We start from the raw sequence: 24,318 nt of genomic DNA on the forward strand, positions 1-24,318 counted from the left end.
GCCCGGCTCCGGGCGGTCAGGCTTGATCCCTGCGCCGGGCACGGCGGGCCACACCCCGGTCGGTGGCCGCTCGCCGTCCCCGGCCTCACCCTCGCCTTCGAGATCTTGGTACGGGACGGCCCCGGCCGCCCCGCGCTCCGCGCCCGCGATCTTGCACTTCCTGCCCAGACAAAACCGACATGCGCCGCAAGTTGCGGGCACAAAGTGCAAGATCGCGGGGCGCGGGGCGCTGGGCGCGGGGCTGCCGGGGCTGTTTCCTGCCAAGATCTCTTTCGTCTGACCGTGAACCCTGTGCTCATTGTCGGGACCTCGTCACGATTGCCCGTTGAGGTGTCGCCCGGCCGGGGGCCGATTGGGTGGGGTGTCCGGTTTGGGGTGTGGCCGGGGGCATTGTGGGGGCGGAATCGTGGCCGGGTTGGGGTCGTTACACCATGCGTACGGCCGAGCAGCACCGCAGGACCGAGTGATGGGTGCACCGCCCACAAGGTTGGTGTGCTGGGCTCGGAATGATGGTGGGCCGGCGGTCGTTGGTATCTCGCGACGACGACCGACCGAGCACCACACGTAGGGCCGAGTGATAGCCGCGCCGCCCCTGGGCTGGTGTGCTGATAGCCGCGCCGCCTACAGGGTTGGTGCCCGGGAATGTTGGTGGGTCGGCGGTCGTTACACATGGTCGCGGCTGACGTGAGGGCGTTCTCCCGTCCCGCCGGCAGCCCGATCCCTGGCCCTGTCCCGGCCGGGTATCCGGCCTTACGGGTCGGTCTGAGTCTTTGCTTCGGCGTGTTGCCGGAGATTCCCCCCCTTGTCTGTTGAGCGCCGGACGGTGCTTGCATCCGCACGTTGTTGTGCCCGGTTCCCCTTTCGGGTGTGTGTGGGTGCCAACCCCCGAATGGAGCATCATCATGAAGACGATCTTCCGTAACAGTGTTCTGGGTATTGCGGGTCTCGCGTTCGCCGGTGGTGTGGCTGCCGGCCCGATCACCGACACTGCGGCCACCACTGCTTCGGTCGACGCCACGCCTGTTGCTGTGGCGGTGCGGGCTGACAAGCCTGCTGTGGATAAGGCGAAGTTGGTTCCGCATGGTGTGCAGGGTGCGCAGTCGCGGATCGACCTGACCGACGAGCAGGTTGCCAGCACGAAGGCGATCATCGCGGCGACGAAGAAGGCTGGTATGGACGAGCGGGCTGCGGTGGTGTCGATCGCGACGGCGTTGCAGGAGTCGAAGTTGGAGAACCTGGGTCATCTGGGTGACCGTAACGATCATGACTCGCAGGGTCTGTTCCAGCAGCGCCCGTCCAGTGGTTGGGGAACGGTGGAGCAGATTACCGACCCTGAGTACTCGACGACCGCGTTCCTGAAGGGTCTGAAGCAGGTGGACGGGTGGCAGGACATGCCGCTGACGAAGGCTGCGCAGACGGTGCAGGTGTCGGCGTACCCGGATCACTACGCGCAGTGGGAGCAGCAGGCCGCTGACCTGGTCGCCGAACACTGGAACAGCTGACGAAGTGAACATACGCCGCTGGCCGGCACCCCACCCGGGGTGCCGGCCAGTCGCCTGTCCGGGGTCGGCCCGGCAGTCGGAGCGGCCATCCCGGGCTGAGCGGTGGGGTGAGCGCCGGGCTGGTGTCTCGTCCGGGCGTACAGTCGGGCGGTGGAGCGTACCGAGAGAATGCCTGCGCAGACCCAACCGCCTGGCGTGGTCAGCGCCGATCCCGGCAGCGTCCTGCTGCCGGGCCACGACGTGCCGCTGGGTCGCTACACGACCGTTCGTCGGTTGCTTCCGCAGCGGCAGCGGCGAATGGTCGGCGCCTGGTGCTTCGTGGACCACTTCGGGCCGGACGACGTGGCCGAGCGGCCCGGCATGGAGGTGCCGCCGCACCCGCACACCGGCCTGCAGACGGTGACCTGGCTGCTCGACGGGGAGATCATGCACCGGGACAGCCTCGGCAACGTCCAGCCGATCCGCCCCGGCCAGCTCAACGTCATGACCTCCGGGCACGGCATCGCGCACTCCGAGCGGTCGCCCGAGCGGCATCCGCCGCTGATGCACGGCGTGCAGCTCTGGGTTGCGCTGCCGGACCCGGCCCGCGCCGGTGCGGCCGACTTCGCCCACCACGCCGACCTGCCGCGTTGGCGCGACGGCGAGCTGGACGTCACCCTGCTGGTCGGCGAGCTCGCCGGCGAGAGGTCCCCGGCCGTGACGTACACGCCGCTGCTCGGCGCGCAGCTGGAGTTGCACGGGTCCGCGCCGGCCACGCTGCCGCTGCGCCCCGACTTCGAGTACGGGCTGCTGGCCATGTCCGGCGTCGCCGAGGTCGACGGGGTGTCGTTCGCTCCGGGGGCGCTGCTGTATCTCGGCACCGGCCGGGATCGGCTCACCCTGACGGGCGAGCCGGGCAGCCGGCTGCTGCTGCTCGGTGGGGCCCCGTTCGAGGAGCCGCTGGTGATGTGGTGGAACTTCGTCGGCCGCTCGCACGAGGAGGTGGCCGCCGCCCGGGAGGACTGGATGGCCGGGCGGCGTTTCGGCGTCGTCGCCGACGACTCCGCCCCGCCGTTGCCCGCCCCGGCGCTGCCGACGACCCGCCTCAAGGCCCGCGACCGCAGCGGAGGGCTGCGCGGCTGAGGTGGCAGGCGTGGCCGGGCGCGGCGCGGGTAGTCGCCGACATGCCGACCAGACCCACTTTTCGAGTCGAGGACAGGAAACGCCTGGTACGCCGGCTAGCCGGCAGCGGGCGCGGCTTCGCCGAGCAGTACGGCTTCCGGGTGGTCAACAACCCGTCGAGCCTGTTCCAGGTGCTCTGCCTCGCGGTGCTGCTGGCCCGTCGGGGTGACTTCCGGCGTGCCCTGGACAGCGCGCACGCCCTACCCGCCGCGGGCTGGGACAGCGCCGCCCGGCTGGCCCGTTCCCTGCACGCCGACCGGGTACGCGTGCTGCGCGAGAGCGGCCAGCGTGGCGACGTCGACGAGCTCGCCGACACCCTCGGCGACCTGGCCCGCACCGTGGTGGAGCGCTACCGGGGCGACCTGCGCCGGCTGCGCGCGATGGCCCACCACGATCCGGCCCGGGAGCGGGAACTGCTCACCGAGCTGCCCGGGGTGGACGCCGCGGTGGTGGACCTGTTCCTGCGCGAGGCCCAGGCGCTCTGGCGGGAGGTGGCGCCGGTGGCCGACCGCCGGGCCCTCGTCGCAGCCCGCAGGCTGGGGCTGGGCCGCTCCGCCGACGACCTGGCGGGACTGGCCGGCAGCGGCGAGTCCGAACGCCTCGCCTGGCTGGTGGGGGCGCTGGCCCGGGTCGATCTGGAGCAGCGGTACGCGGAGCTGACCGGCTGACGCCTCGGTGGGCTGCCCCACAGTTCCGCCGTAATCAGCCGAACGGACGATTCTTCGTCGTATGATGGTCGCGGCACTGATGACCGCCCGGTTCGGGCGTACATCGATCGCCTGGTGGTCGCGACCTGGTTCGGGTCCGACCGTCCACCGGACAGGTTCTGTGTGGCGCCCCGGTCGCGGTTCGCGACAGGGGCGCCCGCCTGTCCGGCAAGACACTCCCTCAGCTTCGCCAGGCCGGCTCACCGCCCCGGTCGGATCACTTCGCCAGGCCGGCCAGCAGGTTCACCGTGACCGCGATGATGAATGCCCCGAACAGGTACGACACCAGCGAGTGGCGCAGCACGGTCCGGCGCATCTCGTTGCTGGTCACCGCCGTGTCGGAGACCTGGAAGGTCGTCCCGATCGTGAACGCCAGATAGGCGAAGTCCGAGTATCGCGGCGGCTCCGGCTGGTTGAAGTCGATCCCACCGTCCGGCCCCGTGTAGTAGATCCGCGCGTACCGGGCGGTGAACACGGTGTGCACCACCAGCCAGGACAGCAGCACGCTCAGCACGCCCAGCCCGCTGTAGACGTTCCGGGCGGGCGTGGTGGCCGTGTGCGCGTGGGTCAGCACCACGCCGACGGCCAACAGGCTGGCCAGGCAGGCGGCGAGCAGCAGCGCGTCCCGGGCCGCCCGGTTCGGGTCCTCGTACACCGCCAACCGGGCCGTGCGTCGTGCGTCCATCGGCCACAGCTTGTGCCAGACCAGCACCAGCCAGCTCAGCGCGGCGGCGTCCCAGCCGGCCAGCGGCGCCAGCGCCGGCGTGACAATCAGCGCGGTGAGCCCACCGACCACCAGACCGAACACGCCCATCACGGTCAGTTGGGCCGCGGCGGGGGCGTGCCCGGCCGGCCGGCGCATCATCGGTCGCCGCCGGGATTCCGTCCGACGCGGGCGCCGCAGTTCGGCCCGGGTGCGCCTCGCCCCGACATGCCGGTGGCTCGGAACAGCAAGGCTCAGATGCCGCGCAGGTGCTGCGACACCCGCTGGTGCCGCTTGTCCCGGGCCTGGGCCGCGGTCTGGGCGGCGCCGACCTCCGGGGCCGCCTCGATGCCCGCGGAGCGGGCCACCTCGTTGCCGTTGGCGTAGTCGACCGGCGGCAGGGCCCGCAACGCGCGCAGCACGTCCGGCGGGGCGCCCTCCCGTTCGGCTTCGCGTACCACGTCGTCCTTCTCGGCCGGGTAGTCCAGGCTCGACAGGTACTGCAGCACGTCGGCGTAACTCGCCATGGTGTCGGCTCCTCCGGGCATCGATCCGGTCACGACCGGCGGCGGTTACCCGCCCGGCGGGCCGTCACGCGCCGTCCGGCGTGGAAATCCGCCGCCGTTTCCCGGCCGCGCCGGCGGGTACGCGCAGGCCCCGACGCAGCCACCGAAGGAGTACGGATGAACTACGACACCTTCGTCGACCAGGTCGCCCAGCGCACCCGTACCTCCTCCGAGCAGGCGGTGGCGCTGACCCGGGCGACGCTGGAGACCCTCGCCGAGCGGCTGACCGGCGGGGAGGTGCTGGACCTGGCCGTCCAGTTGCCCAGGCCGTTGCAGCTCGTGATGACCCCGAGTCCGCGCACCGAGTCGGCGGAGCGGTTCGGCGCCGCCGAGTTCGTCGCCCGCGTCGCGCTGCGGGCCGGCGTGGCGGAGCCCGCCGCCCGCGACGCCGCCCAGGCGGTGTTCGTCACCCTGCGCGAGGCGATCAGCGGCGGCGAGTTCGACGATGTGGTGGTCCAGTTGCCGCGCGACTACCGGGACATGGTCGAGCCCGCGATGGCACCCGGCGCGACCCTGCGCCGCTCCTGACGGTCGACGGCGGTGGCGACCGCCGGTGGCACGGCGGCCGGGTCGGTCAGGTCGCAGCCGCTCAGGCCACGGCGCCGGCGGCCCGCAGGCCCGCGATCCGCTCCGGGGCGAAGCCCGCCTCGGCCAGTAGTTCGTCGGTGTGCTCGCCCGGCTGCGGCGGCGGGCGGCGCAGCGCGGTGGGGGTGCCGGAGAAGCGGGGTGCCGGGGCCGGCTGGGTAACTCCGTCCCGTTCCACGAAGGTGCCCCGCGCGGCCAGGTGCGGGTGCTCCGGCGCCTCCCGCCAGTCCAGCACCGGCGCCACGCAGGCGTCCGAGGAGCCCAGCAGGGCCGTCCACTCGTCCCTGGTCCGGGTGCGGAACAGCCGTGCCCATGATCGGCGCAGCGCCGGCCAGTTCGCCGGGTCGGTGCGGTCCAGCGCCTCGTCCGGGTGCGGCGGGAAGCCGGTGCGCCGGACGAGTTCGTCGTAGAACCGGGGCTCCAGTGCGCCGACGGCCAGGTAGCGGCCGTCGGCGCACTCGTAGGTGTCGTAGAACGGGGCGCCGCCGTCGAGCAGGTTCACCCCGCGCGGGTCCTGCCACATGCCGAGCCGGCGCAGCGCGTGGATCTGGGTGCTGAGCACCGCCACACCGTCGACGATGGCGGCGTCGACGACCTGCCCCCGCGCGCCGCCGCGTACGGCGTACAGGGCGGAGACCAGGCCGAGGGCGAGCATCATCCCGCCGCCGCCGAAGTCGCCGAGCAGGTTCATCGGCGGCACCGGGCGCTCGCCGGCCCGGCCGATCCCGTGCAGCGCGCCCGTCAGCGCCACGTACCCGATGTCGTGCCCCGCGTACGGGGCCGCCGGACCGTCCTGCCCCCAGCCGGTCATCCGCCCGTAGACCAGTCGGGTGTTCACCGCCAGGCAGTCCGCCGGGCCGACGCCGAGGCGCTCGGTCACCCCCGGGCGGAAACCCTCGATCAGCGCGTCGGCGCCGGCGACCAGGGCCAGCACCACCTCCCGGCCGCCGGGGGACTTCAGGTCCACCCCGACCGAGCGGCGTCCCCGGTTGAGCAGGTCCGGGTGCGGAGTGCCGAACGTGTCCGGGTCCACGTCCGTGGCCCGGTCCACCCGGACCACGTCCGCGCCCAGGTCGGCCAGCATCATCGCGGCGAACGGGCCGGGCCCGATGCCGGCCAGTTCGATCACCCGCACGCCGGCCAGCGGGCCGGCCGGGAGGTCCTCGGTCATCGGCACACGATAGGCGAGGCGCGGTTGCGTCGTGAGGGTCGGGAATCCGCCGGCGTACATCGAAAGCGGGACACGGATCTCGGCGGCCGGCAGGACGCCCGGCCACGATGTCGTTGCGACGGTGGGAGCGTGACGACGAATCCCGCGCCGACCGCGGCGCCCACCGACCGCGCCGCCGCGCACCGCCGCCTGCCCCTGCCGGACGTGCTGCGCGGGGTGGCGATCCTCGGCACCCTCGCCACGAACGTGTGGCTCTTCGCCACCCCGGGCGCGGAGGCGCGATTCCTCACCGACGCCACCGCGATCTCGGCGGCCTCCGTGGGCGCGGCGTCACCGGTCGCCGCCATCGTCGAGGGCACGTTCCGCTTCCTCGCCAACGGCAAGTTCCTCGCGCTGCTGACCATTCTGTTCGGCGTCGGCCTCGCCATCCAGCACCGCTCCGCCGCCGACCGGGGGCGGGCCTGGCCCGGCGGGTACGGGTGGCGGGCCCTGCTGCTGTTCGTCGAGGGCACCCTGCACTTCTTCCTGGTCTTCGCGTTCGACGTGCTGATGGGGTACGCGGTCGTCGCGCTGCTGGTGGCCTGGCTGCTCGCCCGCGCCGAGCGGGTCCAGCGGGTGGCGATTTACGCCGCCGGCGCCCTGCACGTGGCGCTGATGGCGCTGCTCACCCTGGCCCTGGCGACCGCCCCGCCGGGCGTGCCCGCCGGTCCGGCGGTCGCCGCCGACGCCCGCGTGTTCACCGCCGGTAGCTGGGCCGACCAGGTCGCGTTCCGCCTGGACAACTGGCTCGCGCTGCGCGCCGAGCCGATCGTCAGCTTCGGCCTGCTGGTCTTCCTGTTCCTGCTCGGTGTCCGGCTGTTCCGGGCGGGCGCCTTCGACCCGGACGTCCGGGGGCGTACGCTGCGGCGTCGGCTGCTCGTCGTCGGCCTGGGTGTCGGGTTGCCGCTCAACGCGGCCACCACCCTCGCCGGGCCGGAGTTCTTCCTGTTCGACCGGTACGTGTGCGCGCCGGTGCTGGCGCTGGGCTACCTGGGGCTGGTCGGGGTGCTGCTGGACCGGGTCCGCCGGCCGGGACCGGTCACCGCGGGGCTGACGGCGGTGGGGCGTACCGCACTGTCCTGCTATGTGGCGCAGAACATGCTCTGCGTGCTGGTCTGCTACGGGTGGGGGCTCGGCCTGGCCCGGGCGTGGCAGGACGCGTCGCCGTGGTGGGTGCTCGGCCTCTGGGCGGCCGTCGGGCTGACCCTGGCGGGCGGGGCGCGCTGGTGCCTGCGCCGGTACGGGCAGGGCCCGCTGGAGGCCCTCCAGAAGGCAGCCCTGCGCCGGCTCCCGGCCAGCTGAGCGTGGGTGCGGGCCTGCCGCGGCGCGTGATCTGGCGCGCCCCATTTGCCGAGCCCACGGGCCTGCCCTAACCTTGTCGCGACGAGGGGAGTACTTCCCACGAGCCATCCCGGTCAGTACGGCGTGCCCGGAGCACGCCTCGGGTGGCTGCCCGCGAAAAGCGGGTGAAGGAGACCTCGAACATGACAGGGTGTTCGAGGAGGCTCCATGTCCGATTTGCCATATCTTGCTGCCGCCGATCTCCAGTCGGTGGGCACCCCCACGCTGTGGGGCGTCACCATCGTCGCCGTGCTCGCCCTGCTGGTGCTGGACTTCGTGGTCACCCGCAAGCCGCACGAAGTCTCGATGCGTGAGGCGCTGGGCTGGTCCGCGTTCTACATCGCCCTGCCCCTGGCCTTCGGCGCCTGGGTCTGGTCCCGCTTCGGCTCCGAGCAGGGCGTGGAATACCTCACCGGTTACCTGGTGGAGAAGTCCCTCTCGGTCGACAACCTGTTCGTCTTCATGCTGCTGCTGGCCGCGTTCGCGGTGCCGGCCGTGCTGGCCCAGCGGGTCCTGCTCTTCGGCATCGCCGGCGCGCTGGTGCTGCGGGCGATCTTCATCGCCCTCGGCGCGGCGGCCCTGCAGACCCTGGACTTCGCCTTCCTGATCTTCGCGATCATCCTGATCGTCACGGCGGCGAAGCTGCTGCGTGACGCCCTCTCCGGGCACGAACAGGAAGTCGACATCAACAACATGCGCTCGGTGCGGCTGCTGCGCAAGTTCATGCCGGTCACCGAGGAGTACCACGGCACGAAGATGACCGTGCGTATCGGCGGCCGGCGGACGCTCACCCCGCTCGCCCTCGTGGTGGTCGCATTGCTCGCCACGGACATCGTCTTCGCCGTCGACTCGGTGCCCGCCGTGTACGGCATCACCGAGGACCCGTACCTGGTCTTCGCCACCAACGCGTTCGCCCTGCTGGGGCTGCGCGCGCTCTACTTCGTGCTGCACGCCGCGCTCAGCCGGCTGGTGCACCTCAGCTACGGCCTGGCGATCATCCTGGCGTTCATCGGCCTCAAGCTCGGCCTGCACTGGGCGCACGGCATCTGGCCGGGCGTGCCGGAGATCCCGACCCTCGCCTCCCTGGGCGTCATCGTCGGTGTCCTGGTGATCGTCACCATCACCAGCCTGCGGGCCACCAGCAAGGCCGGCCGGGGCGAGAAGGAGATCGTGGTCGAGCGGCACTGAGTCGTCACCCGGCGCGGTGCGGTTCCGATCGACCGCGCCTCGCCGCCCCACCCCGAGTGGTACGACTGACGGGTGGGAATCGTGTCACCGGGCTTCCAGGGCCGGCCCCGCTCCGCGGAGCCGGCCCTGCCGCCGGGGCAGTACCTGACGGAGGACTTCCCGGTGCTCTCCGCCGGCCCGACGCCAAGGGTGCCGCTGGAGACCTGGGAGTTCGTCGTCTCCACCGAGTCCGGCGCCGAGTTCCGCTGGAACTGGGACGAGCTGATGGCGCTGCCCCAGGAGACCCCGTCGGTGGACATCCACTGCGTCACCCGCTGGTCGAAGCGGAACACCGACTGGCAGGGCGTCTCCCTGGACACACTGCTCGAGGGCATCGACACCGACGCCCACTACGCGCAGGCCCACTCGTACGGCGGCTACACCACGAACCTGCCGCTGACCGACCTGCGCGGCGGGCGGGCCTGGGTGGCGCACTCGTACGACGGCGGCCCGCTGCCGGCCGAGCACGGCGGCCCGGCCCGGCTGCTAGTACCGCATCTCTACTTCTGGAAGTCCGCCAAGTGGGTGCGCGGCATCCAGCTCACCATGGAGGACCAGCCCGGGTTCTGGGAGACCGCCGGCTACCACGACTACGGGGACCCGTGGCGTGAGCAGCGGTACCAGGGCGATTGACCGGCCCGCTGCGCTGGCGGGTGGCCCGGCTGCGAGAGCGCCGGGTGGAGACGCCTACCGCGCACACCCTGGTGCTGGAGGTGCCCGGCTGGCCGGGGCACCTGCCCGGGCAGCACGTCGACGTGCGGCTCACCGCCCCCGACGGCTACCAGGCGGCGCGGTCGTACTCACTGGCGGCCCCGACGGACGCCGACCGGATCGTGTTGACCGTCCAGCGGGTGCCCGACGGCGAGGTGTCGCCGTACCTCATCGACGTCTACGGCGAGGGCGACCCGGTGGAGGTGCGCGGCCCGGTCGGCGGCTGGTTCGTCTGGCGGCCGGAGGAGACCGCGCCGGTGCTGCTCGTCGCCGGCGGGTCGGGTGTCGTACCGCTGATGGCGATGCTCCGCGCCCGCCGCGCCGCCGGCAGCCGGGTGCCGTTCCGGCTGCTCTACTCGGTGCGCACCCCGGCCGACGTGTTCTACGCCGACGAGCTGCGCCGCCGGGGCCGCGACGACCTGGGACTGGACGTCACGTACGTGTACACCCGCGAGGCGCCGCAGGGCTGGCGGGGCGAGCCGCACCGGATCGGGCCGGCCGACGTCGAGAGCCACGGTTGGCCGCCGGAGGTGGAACCGCAGTGCTACGTCTGCGGCCCGACCGGGTTCGTGGAGACGGTGGCGGACCTGCTCGTCAGGCAGGGCCACCAGAGCCGGCGGGTGAGGACCGAACGGTTCGGCCCGACCGGCTGAGCATCGAGGAGGAGCGCCCGATGACCGACACGTCGTACCTGGACGGCAACATGCTCGACGGCCCGTTGCGGGAGGTATTCGCCGTCGACCTGAGCGCCGCCGCCGGGCGGTGCGAGCACTGCGGCACGCTCGGCCCGATGGCCGGCCTGCGGGTCTACCCACACGCGCCCGGCCTGGTCGGCCGCTGCCCGAACTGCGCCGAGGTGATGCTGCGGCTGGTCCGCTCGCCCGACCACGCCTGGCTCGACCTGCGCGGGGCCACCTTCCTGCGGATGCCGATGCCGCTGGACCAGCCGCACCCGGGTCCGCTGTGACGGCGGGCGCGGGCGACGGGGCGGGTGCCGAGTAACCCACTGGACAACGGCGGGACCCGCGGCGACAGCGGTGCGCCGTGAGATATCTGCGTACGGCCGCTCCGGCCGGCTCCCGTATGTCGAGCCGATCGCCCGGCGTAGCTGGACTGTGCCGCCTCACCCGGAGCGGGTGATGACGGATGGTTGCGGCGCTCCTACGGTGGGGTGATGGCTGTCGTCCGTCCGACCCCCGCCGACCCCACACCCGGCCTCCGGGCCACCGCCGGGGAGAGCGGCGACCAGCGGGCCATGCCGCCCGAACTCGGCCCCGACTCCATCGCCGTGCTCAGCGGCCCCACCTTCATGTACTCCGACTCGCGCGGGGACGTGCCGCCGGGCAGCATCGGCGGCCTGGTGCACCTGGACACCCGGCTGCTCAGCGGCTGGGTGCTCGCCATCAACGGCGAGCGGCTGCTGGTGCTGCGCGCCGAGACCATCAGCCACTACTCGGCCCAGTACGTGCTGACCAACCCGGCCCAGCCCGACCTGCCCCCGGACAGCCTCGGCATCCGGCGGCTGCGGTACGTCGGTGACGGCTTCCACGAGCGGGTGGAGATGGTCTCCTTCCTGTCGGAGCCGGTCCGGATCGAGCTGCGGCTGGCGGTGGGCGCCGACTTCGCCGACCTGTTCGAGGTCAAGTCCGGGGTCCGGGACCGCTCCGCGGAGATCACCCGCAGCCACGCGCCGGACGGCTCGGAGCTGTGTTTCTCCTACGCGCGGGGAGACTTCTGCGCCGAGACCCGGGTCTGCTGCTCCCGACCGGCCGACCGGATCGAGGGCGACGAACTGGTCTGGGACATCACCCTGTCGCGCCGCGCGGAGTGGCAGATCGACCTGCACGTGCCGCTGCCGCCGGGGATGGGGGTGGTGGAGCCGGTCCGGGGCGACATCGCCGACGTGTTCCACCGGCGGGCCGACGACCCGGTGCGCCGCTGGACCATCGGACGGGCGGTGCTGCGCAGCGACAACCAGGCGCTGGAACGGACGATCCGGCAGTGCCGGGACGACCTGGCGGCGCTGCGGCTGGATCTGGAGGTCAAGGGGCAGCGGATCATGCTTCCCGGTGCCGGCCTGCCCTGGTTCCTCTCCGTCTTCGGCCGGGACACCCTGATCACCGCGTACCAGACGCTGGTGGCGGGCCCGGCCCTGGCCAAGGGCGCGCTGCTCGCGCTGGCCCGGTTGCAGGGCGAGCGATGCGACGACTTCACCGACGAGGAACCCGGCAGGATCCTGCACGAGGTACGCAGCGGCGAACTCACCCGCACCGGGGTGAAGCCGTACGGGCCGTACTACGGTTCGGCGGACGCCACCCAGCTCTGGCTGGTCCTGCTCTCCGAGTACTGGCGGTGGACCGGCGACGACGAGACGGTCCGATTCCTGCGCGACAACGCCCTCGCCGCGCTGCGCTGGATAGACCGGTACGGCGACCGGGACGGTGACGGCTACGTCGAGTACGCGACGCGCTCCCCGGAGGGGCTGGGCAACCAGTGCTGGCGCGACTCCCCGGACGGGGTCTCCTTCGCCGACGGCCGCATCCCGGTGCTGCCGGTCGCCACCTGTGACCTCCAGGGCTACACCTACGACGCGAAGCTGCGACTGGCCGAGCTGGCCGACGGCCCGCTCGCCGACCCCGACCTCGCCCGCCGGCTGCGCGCCGAGGCCGCCACGCTGTACGAGCGGTTCAACCGCGACTACTGGATCGACGACCGGGGCGGCTACTACGCGGTCGGGCTGGACGGCGACAAGAACCCGATCGACTCGAAGACCTCCAACATGGGGCACCTGCTGTGGAGCGGGATCGTGCCGCCGGAACGGGCCGGGACGGTCGTGCGGCAGCTGATGGGGGAGGACATGTTCTCCGGCTGGGGGATCCGCACCCTCTCCTGGGACGACCGGCTCTACAACGCCCTCGGCTACCACCTGGGCACCGTCTGGCCGCACGACAACTCGCTCGCGGTGCTCGGCATGGCCCGCTACGGATACCGGGCGGAGGCGAACCGGATCAGCCTCGCCCTGCTGGAGGCCGCCGAGCAGTTCGGGCACCGTCTGCCGGAGGCGATGAGCGGGTTCCCCCGGGAGCGGCTGCTGTTCGCCGTGCCGTACCCCACCGCGTGCAGCCCGCAGGCGTGGGCGACCGGCACGCCGCTGGCGTTGCTCCGGGCGATGCTGGGCGTGAACCCGGTGGACGGGAAGCTGGTCCTCGACCCCGACGTCCCGCCCGAGATCGGGCGGATCGCGGCCGAGCGGGTACGCGCGTTCGGGCGCTGCTGGGAAGTGGAGGCGGTCGGGCGGAGCGGACACGTCCGCCTCGCGGAGTGCTGACTCGTCCGAGCCGCCACGTTTGTCCCGCTGCCGGGCGGGAACGGGGCCGAAATGACGAAACCTCGTGTGGTGATCGTGGGGGCCGGGTTCGCCGGTTACCACGCGGCGAAGACGTTGAGCCGGCTGGCCCGGGGCAGGGCCGAGATCGTGCTGTTGAACTCCACCGACTACTTCCTCTACCTGCCGCTGCTGCCCGAGGTCGCCGCCGGCGTGGTCGAGCCCCGCCGGATCGCCGTACCGCTGACCGGGACGCTTCCCGGGGTGCGGGTGCTGATCGGCGAGGCCGACCACCTCGACCTGCAGAACCGCTGGGTCGGCTTCACCCAGCCGGAGGGGGACCGCAACCGCATCGCGTACGACCGGCTGGTGCTCGCCGTCGGCAGCGTCAACAAGCTGCTGCCGATCCCCGGCGTGACCGAGTACGCCCACGGCTTCCGCGGCCTGCCCGAGGCCCTCTACCTGCACGACCACGTGGTCCGGCAGATCGAGCTGGCCGAGCAGGCCGAGGACCCGGCCGAGCAGCAGGCCCGCGCCACCTTCGTGGTCGTCGGCGCCGGCTACACCGGAACCGAGGTGGCCGCGCACGGCCAGCTCTTCACCGACGAACTCGTCTCCCAGCGCCCCCGGCTCAAGATCCGTCCGAAGTGGATGCTGCTGGACGTGGCTCCCCGGGTGCTGCCCGAGCTGGACCAGCGGATGTCGCGAACCGCCGACCGGGTGCTGCGCCGGCGGGGCGTGGACGTGCGGATGGGCAACTCGGTGGCCGTCGCCACCGCCGACGGGGTCAAGCTCACCGACGGCGAGTACGTGCCCACCTGCACCCTCGTCTGGTGCGTCGGCGTACGTCCCGACCCGTTCGTCGCCGAGCTGGGGCTGCGTACCGAGAAGGGCCGCCTCGTCGTCGACGAGTACCTCGGTGTCCCCGGCTTCCCCGAGGTGTACGCCTGCGGCGACGCGGCCGCCGTGCCGGACCTGGCCCGGCCCGGGCAGATCTGCACCATGACCGCGCAGCACGCGCAGCGGCAGGGCAAGCTCGCCGCGCACAACATCGCCGCCTCCTACGGGCAGGGACGACGCAGGCCGTACAAGCATCACGACCTGGGGTGGGTGGTCGACCTGGGCGGCAGGGACGCAGCGGCGAACCCGCTCAAGGTGTCGCTGTCGGGGCTCCCCGCCAAGGCGGTCACCCGCGGCTACCACCTGCTGGCGATGCCGGGCAACCGGGCCCGGGTCGGCAGCGACTGGATGCTCGACGCCGCGCTGCCGCGCCCGGCCGTGCGGCTCGGCCTGGTGCCCGCCAACGCCGTGCCCCTGGAGAGCACCTCGCCGGAGGTGGCCGCGCGGGCCCGCTGACCCCGCACCCACACCCGCCCGAGGCGAAAGGAAGGGCACCTTCCTATCGTCTCGGGTAGAGGAAGGTGCCTTCCTAACGCGGGTGGGTGGGCCTCAGCGGGCGGCGAGGGTGGCGTCGGTGGCGGGACGGGCGCCAGCGACGAACGCGTCCAGGGCCGCCCCGTGCAGCACGCCGCCGGGCATCGGGTCCCGCGCGGCCCGGGCGGACAACCGGGCCACCGGCAGCCGACCGGGGCGCGGCGCGGCGGCGAACACCACGTTGCCGTACCGCCGTCCGCGCAGCATCCGACGGTCGGCGACCAGGCAGACGTCGGCGAAGACGGCACGCAGGGTGGCCGCCTGGATCCGGGCGAAGACCAGCGGCGGGAGGTCGGTCACGTTGACCAGGTGGATGCCGTCGGGGCGCAGCGCGCGGGCCACCTCCGTGACGAACTCGACGCTGCGTACGTGGGCGGGCATCCGCGCCGCCCGGTAGATGTCGGCGAGCACGAGGTCGTAGCCGGCCGAGGGCACCCGGGCCAGCGCGTCCCGGGCGTCGGCAACGTGCACGTCGACGCCGGCCGGCAGCGCCGGCAGATCCCGCGCCACCAGGTCGACCACGGCCGGGTCGCGTTCGACGACCAGTTGCGCCGAGCCGGGCCGGGTGGCGGCCAGGTAGCGGGGCAGGGTCAACGCGCCGCCGCCCAGGTGCAGCACGTCCAGCGGGCGGCCGGTCGGCGCCGCCAGGTCGGCCACGGCGGCCATCCGCCGTACGTACTCGAAGTGCAGGTGACGGGGGTCGGACACGTCCACGTAGGACTGCTCGACGCCGTCGGCGAGGAGCGTACGCCCGGTGGGCCGGGCCGGGTCGACGACCAGCTCCAGCCGGGGCGCGTCGGAGTCCATCCCGGGAGGTTAGCCGAGCCGGGGCGGGCCGGCGGGTGGGCACCCGCCGGCCCGTGCCGGGTCAGCCGGCAGCCATCCCGGCGCCCGCCTCGTCGATCGCGTCGTCGACGGCGTGGGCGAGATCCACGTCCATCGCGGTCACCGCCCCGGCCTGCCGGGACCGTACGGTCAGCACGGCGGTGGTGGGGTCCGCGCGGCCGATCCGCGGGCCGCGACCGGTCTCCTGCCGCAGCCGGTCGATCCGGTCCAGCACCCGGTCCAGGTTGTCCGCCGGCAACTCCACCGTGCGCGACAGCGCGTCGCCGTCGCCGGACCAGTACGGCAGTCCGCTGAGTGCCTCCCGCAGGTCCGCCTCGCCGAGTGGGGGTGTCGCGCTGACCACGCCGACGAGTCGATCGGCGGCGGGCGGCGGCTCCAGCAGGTCGTGCAGGCCGTCCGGCACGTGCAGCGACTCGACCAGGTCGCCGTCGTGGTCGGCCAGGGCCGCGACGGTCGCCTCCGCCTGGTATCGGGCCTGCTCCGGGGTGCGACCGCTGATCCGGCCCACCTCGGCCAGGAAGCCGGGCAGGTCCCGGCGTGGTCTGATGCCGTCCACCGGGACGACGTCGTGCAAACTCGTCGGCACCGCCGCCAGCAGCCGCTGGCGTTCCGCCTCGCCCAGGGCCCAGGCGAGGACCAGCACGGTCGACTCGACCCCCACCTTGGCGGTGCGGAAGTCGGCCCCGGTACGGCGCACGACGTCGTCGACCAGCGCGCGGTAGCCGATCGGCGTCCCTTCCGGCGCACCCGACCTCTGGTCCGGCAGGGGACGGGGGGACTCCGGGACGCCCGCCGGTGGCGGAGCCGGCCCGCCCCGGGTGCTGTCCTGCTTGTGGCGGCTGCCGGCCGGCGGTGGCCCGGCCCGCTTGCCCTGCTCCAGGTGCGTGGGTTGCTTGGCGGCGCTCAGGCTGGCTCCCGTCTCGCTGGCCTGCATGCCGCGCTCGCGGGCCTGGCGGGCCAGCGCGCGGCGGCGCTGGTTGTCGCCCTCCATCTGCTTGCGCATGGTGACACCTCGCTTCCGCTGGTTCCCTGGCTTCCGCCGGTCGCCTTCCCGCCGTCGCCCGCACCGAAACGGTCGCCGCCGGCCGGGCCGGCGACGTCTCGACGAGCGCCGGAGGAGCTTCATCCGGCGGGGGTGAGGGGCGGTCACCCGGCGGGAGCCGACGATCGCAGCGGACCGGAGAACTTCCGAGAACGCGGAAGGGCAGGTCGTGATGAAGAGGATCGTCGAGATCGTCCCCGCCCGGCCCGGCTGGTACGCGCGCTGGCGCCTCACGCCCGAAGGCACCCGGTGCTACCCGGTGAGCCTGTGGGCGCTGCTGGAGGAGGCCGACGGCTCGGGGCGTGAGGTGGTCGGGGTGGACTGCATCGGGCAGTGGCCCGGAGCGGACGACAACGAGGCGGGTGGGGTGTTCGTCCGCTATCTCTTCCAGACTCCCGATTCCGGGCCGCCGGAGGATGCCGAGCCGCCGCCGACGGGGCAGCGGCGGACGACCGGACCCCGGCTGCAACCGCTCAGCACACCCTGATCCTCACTCCGGCCCCCGACCCCTGGTCCCAGGGTCGGGGGCCACCCCCCGCCCGGGTCGGACCCGCTCGGCTCGGCCGCACGGTGGGCCGTCGGGTGGCGGTCACGGCGATCGCGCGTAGGCTGGGTTCGAGGGATCTGACCGGATGTGCCGCCCCCGCGGTGGTACGGACGTCGACGAAGGAGTGGGCTCAGCCGGTGACTGCTGCTGCCGACGTCCGGGACTCGGAACCCGGCGACGGAGGGATCTCCACGCCGGGTGCCGCATGGAGCACGGCGTGGTCCGACGCCGTGCCGGCAGGCCCGGCGCCCACGCTCCCGGCGCCCGCGGCCGACCGGGTGGCGGTGTCCGACTGGTCCGAGGCCGTCGTGCACTTCCGCGAGGGTCTCGTCGTCTGCGACGCGCGGGGCGTCGTCCGGTACGTCAGTCCCGTGGCCGAGCGGCTGCTGCCCGAGGTCACGCCGGGTGAACTGCTCGCGGCGGCCGGCGTCGCGGGGCTGACCGCCGACGGCGAGGTCACCCACCACGGGCGCAGGCTGCGCGTGCGCCGGATGCCGCTGTCGGCGGCCCGGCGCGGTTGGTACGTCGAGGACGTCACCGAGAGTGTTGCCCGCGCCGACGCCCTGCTCGCCGAGCGGGCCCGATCGGCCTTCCTGGCGGCCGTCGGCGAGAAGCTCGGCAATCCGCTGCACCCGGACCGGACAGCCGCGGCGGTGGCCCGGCTCGCCGTGCCGACACTGGCCGAGGTCGCGGTACTGGTGCTGGCGCCCCGTTCCGGGCGGGCCCGCTGGTGGCGGGCCGCCCACGCCGACGACGACATCCCGGTGGTGGACAGCGGCGTCCTGCCCGTGGCCGACCTGCCCGTGGCGATCAGGGAGGGGCTGGAGGGAGCGGAACCGCACACCGTCGACTGGCTGGTGGAGCAGGCCGTGGAGGCCGGCTGGCTGCTCGGGCTGAGCCCGGTGGACGTCTGTGCCCGGGTGGTGCCGCTGCCCGGCCGGGACGCCCCGGCCGGTGTCCTGCTCGTCGCGCGGGCCGTCGACCGCTGGTACGACGAGGCCGACGTGGACCTGGTCCGTGCCTTCGCGGGCCGGGCCGGGGCGGCGCTGGTCACCGCCCTGCTCTACCGCGACCAGGCCGAGGTCGCCGACACGCTCCAGGCGAGCCTGGTGCCGGTGGAGCCGGCCGAGGCGGCGGGAGTGCAGTGGGGGACGGCGTACCGCCCGGCCCAGGGTGGGTTGCGCATCGGCGGCGACTTCTACGGCTCGCACCGGCTGGCCGACGGCGGCTCCGTCTTCTTCCTCGGCGATGTCTCCGGCAAGGGCGTCGAGGCGGCGGTCCTCACCGGCCAACTGCGTCAGTGCCTCCAGGCGTTGCACCGGGTGGAGGCGCGGCCGGGGCGGCTGCTGAGGTTGCTCAACGACGCGCTGCTGGAGACCAGCCAGGCGCAGGGCCAGGGGCGTTTCGCGACGATGGTGCTGGGGGTGGTCCGGCCGTACCGCGAGGGTGGGCTCACCCTGACCATGGCCGGCGGCGGCCACCCGCCGCCGCTCGTGCTGCGCAACTCCGGCGAGGTCGAGCCGGTCCCGCTGACGGGCATGCTGGTCGGCGTGGTGCCCGATCCCCGGATCGGGGAGGTGAGCGTCAGGCTGGCGGTGGGCGAGACCTGCCTGCTCTACAGCGACGGGGTGACCGAGGCACACGGTGGTCGCCGTGGCAACGAGCAGTTCGGCACGGAGCGGCTGGTCAACGCGGTCACCGCCTGCCAGCGGATGCCCGCCCCCGCCCTGGCCGAGCGGGTCGAGCAGGTGACCTGTGACTGGCTGGCCGACGGCGACCACGACGACATCGCGGTGCTCGTGCTGCGCGCCACCGGTGCCGTCGAGGCGAGCGGGAGCCGACCGTGAGCGTCGCCCTGACCGCCGGGGCCGTCCCGGCCGCCGCCTGGGTCGGATACCTGGACTGCCTCCAGGAGGCGGACGAGTATGCCGCCGTCGAGGTGGCCATCGGCCTGCTCGAGGCCGGCGTACCCGCCGAGCGCGTCCTGCTCGACCTGGTCGCCCCTGCGCAGGCCGAGGTGGGGGAGCGGTGGGCGCGCAACGAGTGGAGCGTCGCCCAGGAGCACGCCGCGACGCACGTCAGCGAGCGGGTGGTGGCGGCGGTCGCCGCGTACGCGCACCCGCGCCCGACGCGGGGCCGGATCGTGGTGGCCTGCATGGACGGTGAGTGGCACGCCCTGCCGCCCCGGCTGGTCGCCGAGGTGCTGCGGCTGCGGGGCTGGCAGGTCACCTTCCTCGGTGCGAGCGTCCCCGCCCCGCACCTGGTCTCCTACCTGCACCGGCAGGACGCCCACGCGGTCGCGCTGGCCTGCGCGCTGCCGAAGCGCCTGCCACACGCGCACCGCATGATCGAGGCGTGCCGTCGGGTGGACGTCCCTGTGCTGGTGGGGGGTCGGGGCTTCGGCGCGGACGGGCGCTGGGCCCGGCGGCTCGGCGCCGCCTGGGCACCGGACGCCCCGAGTGCCGCCGAACTGGTCGCCGACGAGCGCGCACTGCGTCGCGTCCCGCCGGCTGAGCTGGGCCACCTGGCCGACGACGAGTACGCCAGCCTCATCAAGCGGCGCGGCGAGCTGATCGACGGGGCGCTGGCCGACCTGTGGGAACGCGTCCCTCAGACCCGCGACTACACGCCGAGCCAGACGGACTCCACCGTCAGCGACCTGGGCCACGTGGTGGACTTCCTGGCCGCCGCGCTCTACGTCGACGACGGCTCGCTGTTCACCGACTTCGTCGACTGGCTGGTCGAGGTCCTCACCAGCCGCGGTGTGCCGGCCCCCGCGCTGGGGCTGACTCTGGGACACTACGGGCGCGTCCTGCGCGACTTTCCCCGGGCGGCGCGGTTTCTCGACCAGGCCGGGTCGTCCGTGGCCGCGGTGGGTGGCGACGGGGCGCGCTGAGCGCCGGTGAGGCCCCGGCAGGCTCCCCTGCTTATACTTGCCCCGCTGCAAGCATCCGCCTGCGGTGGAGCGAAGGGGACCAGGGTGACGTTCACCGTCACGTACGCCGATCGCGGCAGCGGGGGGACCCGCCTGCGACTTGCCGGCGAACTCGACCTGAGCAGCGCGCCCGAGCTCAACGCCGCCATCGACCGGCTGGTCGACGGCGGCGAGCGCCGGCTGCTGGTCGACCTGACCGAGCTCACGTTCTGCGACTCCACCGGGATCGCCGCCTTCGTGCGGGGCGACAACCGGGTGGCCGCCGACGGCGGTTGGCTGCGGGTGACCGGCGCCAGCGGCCGGGTCGACCGCGTGCTCCAGGTGACCGGGCTGGCCGAGGTGCTGAGATACGAGCCCGACAACGGCTGACCCGACGGCGCGGCCCACCGGATGATGGGCTAGATTTCCCCGCCAGCACAGAGCGCCTCGCGGTTCTCCGTCCCGCCGACACGAAGCAGGTAGTGATGGGTGCAGACAGCCCGAATCCGGTTCGCATCCTGGTGGTGGACGACGATCCGGGTGACGTGCTCATGATCGAGGAGGCTCTCGCGGACTCCGACGTCGACAAGGTCATCGACGTGGTCAGCGACGGCCAGGAGGCGATGGAGTTCCTGCGCCGCGAGGGGCGGCACGCCGAGGCCCGCCGGCCGGACGTCATCCTGCTGGACCTGAACATGCCGCGGATGGACGGGCGGCAGGTGCTCGGCGAGGTCAAGAGCGACGAGGACCTGCGTACCATCCCGATCGTCGTGCTGACCACCTCCAACGCCGACACGGACATCGTGGGCAGCTACACCCTCCAGGCCAACGCGTACGTCACCAAGCCGATCGACCTGGACGACTTCAACGACGTGGTGCACCGGATCGACGAGTTCTTCGGCCGGGTGGTCGTGCTCCCGAAGCGTTCCTGAGCCGCCCCAGGGTGATCGTCCACGCCCGGGTCCTCCTCCCGGGCGCGTCCGCATGCTGAACAGTTTTCCCGAACCCCCTCCGCCGTCGCCCCCGGCGCGGATGATCCAGGGTGGGAAGGAACCATCAGCTGCCTGGGGGCGACAGTATGAGGTTTTCCGTCGTTGAGACCGGCTACGACCAGCGGCAGGTCGATCACTGCCTGGACGAGATCGGCATCCGGTTGACCCGGCTCGCCGCCCGGGCGGAGGGCACCGCCAGGGCCGGTCGCGAGTGGGACGAGATCCGTGACGAGGCGACGGCGCTCCGCAGCCTGCTCCAGCGGTTGGACCTCGGCGACGCGGGCAGGGCCTCGCGCGGCGTCCACGAGGCCGAGCGGGAGGCGGGCGATCTCCTGAACCGGGCGCGGGTCGAGCTCGACGCGGCCCGGGAGGAGGCCCGGCAGGTGCGCGAGCGCGTCTACGCCGAGGCGGTGCAGGCCCGTCGGGACTTCGAGGCGGCGCTGTACGCCCGGCGCCGGCGTGAGGCCCGGGTGGACCAGCTTCTCGGCGGTCTGGTCGCCGACGCGGTCCCGGCCGACACCCCGACCGCCGCGGCCGGGGTGCCCGGCAGCGGTGTGCCGGCGACCCGGATCGCCGCCCGTGGCGGCGCGGACGCCGCCAGCGAGCCGCCGGGCGGCCGAGCCGGGATCCGCTGACCTTCTCGCCGGTCCGGGCCGTGCGCGGCCCCCCGACGCCGTGTGGTCACGTCAGCGCGGCGACGACCGTCGTGGCCAGGCCCTCGTGCTGGGCGTACGCGTCGGGGAAGGCCGAGATCTGCACGGCCTGGGCGGCGCCGGCCACGCTCATCTGCTGCCAGCCCGGAATCTCCCGCAGCGCCTCGTAGAACGAGCGCGCGGCGTACGAGGGGCGCATGAGGTCGCGTACGGTGCCCCAACCGCTGCTCGGGCGCTGCTGGAACAGGCCGACCGAGTCGTGGTCGGAGCCGCTGCCCTGGTTCGGGTACCGGGTCGACTCCGGCAGCACGTCGCTGGCGAGGTTGTAGAGCCGGCTCTCCTGCATCGCGGTCGCCACGGCGACGACCAGGGCACGGCGGGGCATCTTCAGTTCGACGCCCACGTCGACGATGACCTTGGCGTTGTCCATCTGCGCCTGGGTGAGCCCGGCGACCGGGCGAGGGCGGGGCGGCGTGGCCGGCTTGCGTGGGGCCTTGCGGGTGGCCGAGGGGGTCGGCTTCGGCGTGGCGCTGGGGCTGAGCGTGGGGGAGGGGGAGACGGCCCGGTCCAGGGACCGCGAGGCGCGGTCGTCGTCGACGGCCCGCTCGGCCAGGGCCTCGGCCACGGGCTCCCGCGCGAGGTCGGGGTCGGCGTCCTCACGCGTGCAGGCGAACGCCACCGCACCGAGGCAGGAGGTCACGCCCACGGCGAGCGCGACCCGGACGGGGGTCGAGGTGAGCAGGGCCCGGGGGCGTCGACGCTGTCGCTCGGCGGCGCGATGACGGCCGGTCGTCCGTTCGGCCGATGCGTGATCGTCCGGGCGGCTGGCCGGTCGGTCCTGGGTCAGCTTCTGATCGAGGGGGTCGTCGGGGTGCACCCGCCGAGGCTAGAAAGGTGAACGCGTCTTGCCATCGGTCTGCTTGGTGGCATGCGCCACAATTTGCGCCGATCTGCGATCCGATTACGCCCGGCCGGTCATCAACACGCCAATCTTCCTGTGTCAGCTCTTTCGTATATATCCGATAAGCAGCCTTATTGTGGGGCGATTGGTTGATCTTGGATCGGGGCGAGTTGACCGGACCGCACCTCCACCGAACGGGGGAGTGCGCCTTGTTCAGTCGGGCGGTCGCCGGTCAGCCGCCGGGCCGACCCGGCCTCCTCCGCGGGCTGCCGGTGCCGGGGTGCCCCCTGGCGGGCGACGGCGGGCCGGGGACCGGCGGGCCGCTGCGGCGACCGGTGCCGGGGCGTCCTGTCCGGCCGTGCCTGTGGCACCGGTGGGCGGGGCGGCGGCACGAGGACCTGCCCGTCGATCAGTGCCGGCCGTTCTCCGCCGGGGTCACGGTGAGCCGGTGCCTGCTGCCGTCGCCGCTGGAGAAGGGCCACAGTCGATCCGCGTGCTCGACCAGTTCGGCGAGCTGTTGCCGACTGAGTCCCGCCGACGAGATGGAGGCGTGCACGTCGGCCCGGTACCGGCCGTCGTCGTCGCGCCCGAGCTTCGCCTCGGCGCGTACCTGCACGGTGTGCGCCTCGTCGGTGATGTCGCCCGCCGCCTCCACCGCCGCGTGGTGCAGGCAGGACGCGAAGGCGGCGGCGAGCAGTTGCTCCGGGGTCAGCCCCGAGCAGTGTGGTGCCAGCGGGGACGCCAGGGCCGTGGACAGGCCCCCGTCGTCGGTGCGTACGTGGCCGCCCTCGGCGGTCGCGGTGGCCGTCTCGTTCAGCCAGGAGATCGATTCCGGCATCACGTTCCTCCCGTCGCTCACCCGCCCGGCTACCCGGCCCCCGAGGGGTGAAACCGCAGGTGACCGGCGGGACGGCCGGGGGCCGCACGAACGTCCGTACCGCCGGGCCGGACCCCCGCGACCACGCCGACGTGCGAACGCCGGGGATCAGCCGGCCTGGGTCGACCAGTCGGGCAGGGGGGCTGCCTCGGTCACCTCGGCCGCCGCCCGCTCGGTCCACGGCGACATCGCCGCGCTGCGCTGCCGCGGTGCCGTGGGCTGCCGCATCGGCACGTACACCCGGGCGTCCACCGCCTCCGCCAGCAGCAGCGCCGCCATCAGGCTGGACGGCCGGTCCGCCGGGTCCTCGGCCAGGCAGCTCGCGCACAGGTCGGCCACCTCCGACGGCAGCCCCTCGATCTCCGGCAGCGGCATCGGCGGTTGTCGCCGGCGTGCGCCGAACAGTTGCGTCGTCGTGCCCGCCTGGTACGGCAGCCGCCCGGTCAGGCAGTAGTAGAGCAGGACACCGAGGGCGTACATGTCGGCGGCCGGTGTGACGGGGGCCCGTTCCAGCTGCTCGGGCGCCAGGTAGGCCGGCGTGCCGACGACCATTCCCTCCGGCGACCGGTCCGGGGTGCCGGAGGGGGTGGCGATGCCGAAGTCGAGCACCTTCACACCGGCCGGGGTCAGGATCACGTTCGCCGGCTTGACGTCGCGGTGCACGATGCCGTGCTCGTGGGCGGCCGCCAGCGCGGCGCTCACCTCGGCGCAGACCCGTACGGCGATGCGCCAGTCCAGCGGGCCGGCCCGCAGGTGCGCGGCCAGCGTCTCCCCCTCGGCCAGTTCCATGACGATGTAGGGCACCTGACCGTCGGGCCCCGTCCCGCAGGTGCCGAAGTCGTGCACGAAGGCCACGTTCGGGTGCACCAGCCGGGCGGCGGAGCGCGCCTCGGCGCGGATCCGCTCCACGGAGGTGTCCTGCCCCTCCTGCCCGGGCGACATCACCTTGACCGCGACCGGCCGGTCCAGCACCGCGTCGTGGGCCCGCCAGACCTCCGACATGCCGCCGACGCCGATGCGCTGTTCGAGCCGGTACCGCCCGTCCAGCGTTTTCATCGACCGCTCCCCGCGTCT

Annotated in this window: 25 protein-coding genes; 17 read left to right on the forward strand and 8 right to left on the reverse strand. The window is 73.4% G+C overall.

From position 1 onward, the window contains the following. Positions 1-902: 902 nt before the first annotated feature. The 3 genes from AB0D32_RS27070 (at position 903) to AB0D32_RS27080 (ending at position 3,331) form a co-directional block, all read left to right on the forward strand. Positions 903-1,502 carry a hypothetical protein gene (locus tag AB0D32_RS27070; protein ID WP_357096018.1) on the forward strand — a complete coding sequence of 200 codons (600 nt, stop codon included), beginning with the start codon at positions 903-905 and terminating at the stop codon, positions 1,500-1,502. A 150-nt stretch (positions 1,503-1,652) separates the two neighbouring features. Next, complete coding sequence (locus AB0D32_RS27075; RefSeq protein WP_357096022.1) at positions 1,653-2,624, forward strand: pirin family protein; 972 nt, start codon at positions 1,653-1,655, stop codon at positions 2,622-2,624. A gap of 41 nt (positions 2,625-2,665) precedes the next feature. Beyond that, positions 2,666-3,331, forward strand: coding sequence for a hypothetical protein (locus AB0D32_RS27080; RefSeq protein WP_357096025.1), 666 nt, complete (start codon positions 2,666-2,668; stop codon positions 3,329-3,331). 256 nt (positions 3,332-3,587) lie between these two features. On the opposite strand, the gene AB0D32_RS27085 is transcribed toward AB0D32_RS27080, so the two are convergent. Together AB0D32_RS27085 and AB0D32_RS27090 are read right to left on the reverse strand one after the other, a co-directional pair. Further along, positions 3,588-4,235: a DUF1345 domain-containing protein gene (locus AB0D32_RS27085; protein ID WP_357096028.1), complete on the reverse strand. Its 648-nt coding sequence runs from the start codon at positions 4,233-4,235 to the stop codon at positions 3,588-3,590. A 92-nt stretch (positions 4,236-4,327) separates the two neighbouring features. Then, positions 4,328-4,600: a DUF2795 domain-containing protein gene (locus tag AB0D32_RS27090; protein ID WP_357096031.1), complete on the reverse strand. Its 273-nt coding sequence runs from the start codon at positions 4,598-4,600 to the stop codon at positions 4,328-4,330. A gap of 156 nt (positions 4,601-4,756) precedes the next feature. Between AB0D32_RS27090 and AB0D32_RS27095 the strand changes: the two genes are divergently transcribed. Continuing rightward, the gene (locus tag AB0D32_RS27095) at positions 4,757-5,167 is read left to right on the forward strand and encodes a DUF2267 domain-containing protein (protein ID WP_357096034.1); all 411 of its coding nucleotides are present in this window, start codon (positions 4,757-4,759) and stop codon (positions 5,165-5,167) included. Between the two features lie 61 nt (positions 5,168-5,228). Here the strand turns inward: AB0D32_RS27095 and AB0D32_RS27100 are convergent, their stop codons facing one another. Beyond that, entirely contained in the window at positions 5,229-6,395 is a 1,167-nt protein-coding gene (locus AB0D32_RS27100) for a CaiB/BaiF CoA-transferase family protein (protein ID WP_357096037.1), read from the reverse strand. A gap of 129 nt (positions 6,396-6,524) precedes the next feature. Here AB0D32_RS27100 and AB0D32_RS27105 point away from each other — a divergent pair, with 129 nt between their 5' ends. The 7 genes from AB0D32_RS27105 to AB0D32_RS27135 all read left to right on the forward strand — a co-directional run bounded on the left by AB0D32_RS27105 (position 6,525) and on the right by AB0D32_RS27135 (position 14,394). Next, positions 6,525-7,736 carry a DUF418 domain-containing protein gene (locus AB0D32_RS27105; protein WP_357096040.1) on the forward strand — a complete coding sequence of 404 codons (1,212 nt, stop codon included), beginning with the start codon at positions 6,525-6,527 and terminating at the stop codon, positions 7,734-7,736. Between the two features lie 207 nt (positions 7,737-7,943). Then, positions 7,944-8,963: a TerC/Alx family metal homeostasis membrane protein gene (locus AB0D32_RS27110; RefSeq protein ID WP_357096043.1), complete on the forward strand. Its 1,020-nt coding sequence runs from the start codon at positions 7,944-7,946 to the stop codon at positions 8,961-8,963. Between the two features lie 81 nt (positions 8,964-9,044). Next, positions 9,045-9,635 (forward strand): sulfite oxidase-like oxidoreductase, encoded by a 591-nt coding sequence (locus AB0D32_RS27115; RefSeq protein WP_357096193.1) that lies wholly within the window; start codon positions 9,045-9,047, stop codon positions 9,633-9,635. Further along, positions 9,632-10,366, forward strand: coding sequence for a ferredoxin reductase (locus AB0D32_RS27120; protein ID WP_357096046.1), 735 nt, complete (start codon positions 9,632-9,634; stop codon positions 10,364-10,366). The genes AB0D32_RS27115 and AB0D32_RS27120 overlap by 4 nt, the downstream gene beginning before the upstream one ends. Positions 10,367-10,386: 20 nt before the next feature. Beyond that, positions 10,387-10,680: a DUF6510 family protein gene (locus tag AB0D32_RS27125; RefSeq protein WP_357096049.1), complete on the forward strand. Its 294-nt coding sequence runs from the start codon at positions 10,387-10,389 to the stop codon at positions 10,678-10,680. A gap of 207 nt (positions 10,681-10,887) precedes the next feature. After that, a complete protein-coding gene (locus tag AB0D32_RS27130; protein ID WP_357096052.1) occupies positions 10,888-13,041 on the forward strand; it encodes a glycogen debranching N-terminal domain-containing protein in 2,154 nt (717 codons plus the stop codon). Positions 13,042-13,092: 51 nt separating this feature from the next. Continuing rightward, positions 13,093-14,394, forward strand: coding sequence for an NAD(P)/FAD-dependent oxidoreductase (locus AB0D32_RS27135; RefSeq protein ID WP_357096055.1), 1,302 nt, complete (start codon positions 13,093-13,095; stop codon positions 14,392-14,394). Between the two features lie 93 nt (positions 14,395-14,487). Here the strand turns inward: AB0D32_RS27135 and AB0D32_RS27140 are convergent, their stop codons facing one another. Together AB0D32_RS27140 and AB0D32_RS27145 are read right to left on the reverse strand one after the other, a co-directional pair. Then, entirely contained in the window at positions 14,488-15,279 is a 792-nt protein-coding gene (locus tag AB0D32_RS27140) for a fused MFS/spermidine synthase (protein WP_357096058.1), read from the reverse strand. Positions 15,280-15,340: 61 nt separating this feature from the next. Next, positions 15,341-16,321: a DUF2267 domain-containing protein gene (locus AB0D32_RS27145; protein ID WP_357096062.1), complete on the reverse strand. Its 981-nt coding sequence runs from the start codon at positions 16,319-16,321 to the stop codon at positions 15,341-15,343. Between the two features lie 211 nt (positions 16,322-16,532). Here AB0D32_RS27145 and AB0D32_RS27150 point away from each other — a divergent pair, with 211 nt between their 5' ends. The 6 genes from AB0D32_RS27150 to AB0D32_RS27175 all read left to right on the forward strand — a co-directional run bounded on the left by AB0D32_RS27150 (position 16,533) and on the right by AB0D32_RS27175 (position 21,448). Continuing rightward, positions 16,533-16,847 (forward strand): hypothetical protein, encoded by a 315-nt coding sequence (locus AB0D32_RS27150; RefSeq protein ID WP_357096065.1) that lies wholly within the window; start codon positions 16,533-16,535, stop codon positions 16,845-16,847. A gap of 197 nt (positions 16,848-17,044) precedes the next feature. Continuing rightward, a complete protein-coding gene (locus tag AB0D32_RS27155; protein WP_357096068.1) occupies positions 17,045-18,754 on the forward strand; it encodes a PP2C family protein-serine/threonine phosphatase in 1,710 nt (569 codons plus the stop codon). Then, positions 18,751-19,803 carry a cobalamin-dependent protein gene (locus tag AB0D32_RS27160; RefSeq protein ID WP_357096071.1) on the forward strand — a complete coding sequence of 351 codons (1,053 nt, stop codon included), beginning with the start codon at positions 18,751-18,753 and terminating at the stop codon, positions 19,801-19,803. Before AB0D32_RS27155 ends, AB0D32_RS27160 begins: the two co-directional genes overlap by 4 nt. 84 nt (positions 19,804-19,887) lie before the next feature. Further along, complete coding sequence (locus tag AB0D32_RS27165; RefSeq protein ID WP_357096075.1) at positions 19,888-20,211, forward strand: STAS domain-containing protein; 324 nt, start codon at positions 19,888-19,890, stop codon at positions 20,209-20,211. A 95-nt stretch (positions 20,212-20,306) separates the two neighbouring features. Beyond that, the gene (locus AB0D32_RS27170) at positions 20,307-20,753 is read left to right on the forward strand and encodes a response regulator (RefSeq protein WP_357096078.1); all 447 of its coding nucleotides are present in this window, start codon (positions 20,307-20,309) and stop codon (positions 20,751-20,753) included. Positions 20,754-20,899: 146 nt separating this feature from the next. Continuing rightward, positions 20,900-21,448, forward strand: coding sequence for an ATPase (locus AB0D32_RS27175; RefSeq protein ID WP_357096081.1), 549 nt, complete (start codon positions 20,900-20,902; stop codon positions 21,446-21,448). Positions 21,449-21,494: 46 nt separating this feature from the next. On the opposite strand, the gene AB0D32_RS27180 is transcribed toward AB0D32_RS27175, so the two are convergent. The 3 genes from AB0D32_RS27180 to AB0D32_RS27190 all read right to left on the reverse strand — a co-directional run bounded on the left by AB0D32_RS27180 (position 21,495) and on the right by AB0D32_RS27190 (position 24,300). Further along, positions 21,495-22,343: a hypothetical protein gene (locus AB0D32_RS27180; RefSeq protein ID WP_357096084.1), complete on the reverse strand. Its 849-nt coding sequence runs from the start codon at positions 22,341-22,343 to the stop codon at positions 21,495-21,497. 433 nt (positions 22,344-22,776) lie between these two features. Beyond that, positions 22,777-23,205: an OsmC family protein gene (locus AB0D32_RS27185; RefSeq protein ID WP_357096087.1), complete on the reverse strand. Its 429-nt coding sequence runs from the start codon at positions 23,203-23,205 to the stop codon at positions 22,777-22,779. Positions 23,206-23,352: 147 nt separating this feature from the next. Further along, entirely contained in the window at positions 23,353-24,300 is a 948-nt protein-coding gene (locus AB0D32_RS27190; RefSeq protein ID WP_357096090.1) for a serine/threonine-protein kinase, read from the reverse strand. Positions 24,301-24,318 lie beyond the last annotated feature (18 nt).

Source organism: Micromonospora sp. NPDC048170, from assembly GCF_040652795.1.
Taxonomy (GTDB): Bacteria; Actinomycetota; Actinomycetes; order Mycobacteriales; family Micromonosporaceae; genus Micromonospora.

Bases quoted from the DNA above. Each gene is read 5' to 3' on its own strand.
- AB0D32_RS27070 (WP_357096018.1), top strand. From the start codon at position 903: ATGAAGACGATCTTCCGTAACAGTGTTCTGGGTATTGCGGGTCTCGCG.
- AB0D32_RS27080 (WP_357096025.1), top strand. From the start codon at position 2,666: ATGCCGACCAGACCCACTTTTCGAGTCGAGGACAGGAAACGCCTGGTA.
- AB0D32_RS27085 (WP_357096028.1), bottom strand. From the start codon at position 4,235: ATGATGCGCCGGCCGGCCGGGCACGCCCCCGCCGCGGCCCAACTGACC.
- AB0D32_RS27090 (WP_357096031.1), bottom strand. From the start codon at position 4,600: ATGGCGAGTTACGCCGACGTGCTGCAGTACCTGTCGAGCCTGGACTAC.
- AB0D32_RS27095 (WP_357096034.1), top strand. From the start codon at position 4,757: ATGAACTACGACACCTTCGTCGACCAGGTCGCCCAGCGCACCCGTACC.
- AB0D32_RS27100 (WP_357096037.1), bottom strand. From the start codon at position 6,395: ATGACCGAGGACCTCCCGGCCGGCCCGCTGGCCGGCGTGCGGGTGATC.
- AB0D32_RS27110 (WP_357096043.1), top strand. From the start codon at position 7,944: ATGTCCGATTTGCCATATCTTGCTGCCGCCGATCTCCAGTCGGTGGGC.
- AB0D32_RS27125 (WP_357096049.1), top strand. From the start codon at position 10,387: ATGACCGACACGTCGTACCTGGACGGCAACATGCTCGACGGCCCGTTG.
- AB0D32_RS27130 (WP_357096052.1), top strand. From the start codon at position 10,888: ATGGCTGTCGTCCGTCCGACCCCCGCCGACCCCACACCCGGCCTCCGG.
- AB0D32_RS27135 (WP_357096055.1), top strand. From the start codon at position 13,093: ATGACGAAACCTCGTGTGGTGATCGTGGGGGCCGGGTTCGCCGGTTAC.
- AB0D32_RS27140 (WP_357096058.1), bottom strand. From the start codon at position 15,279: ATGGACTCCGACGCGCCCCGGCTGGAGCTGGTCGTCGACCCGGCCCGG.
- AB0D32_RS27145 (WP_357096062.1), bottom strand. From the start codon at position 16,321: ATGCGCAAGCAGATGGAGGGCGACAACCAGCGCCGCCGCGCGCTGGCC.
- AB0D32_RS27150 (WP_357096065.1), top strand. From the start codon at position 16,533: ATGAAGAGGATCGTCGAGATCGTCCCCGCCCGGCCCGGCTGGTACGCG.
- AB0D32_RS27170 (WP_357096078.1), top strand. From the start codon at position 20,307: ATGGGTGCAGACAGCCCGAATCCGGTTCGCATCCTGGTGGTGGACGAC.
- AB0D32_RS27175 (WP_357096081.1), top strand. From the start codon at position 20,900: ATGAGGTTTTCCGTCGTTGAGACCGGCTACGACCAGCGGCAGGTCGAT.
- AB0D32_RS27185 (WP_357096087.1), bottom strand. From the start codon at position 23,205: ATGCCGGAATCGATCTCCTGGCTGAACGAGACGGCCACCGCGACCGCC.
- AB0D32_RS27190 (WP_357096090.1), bottom strand. From the start codon at position 24,300: ATGAAAACGCTGGACGGGCGGTACCGGCTCGAACAGCGCATCGGCGTC.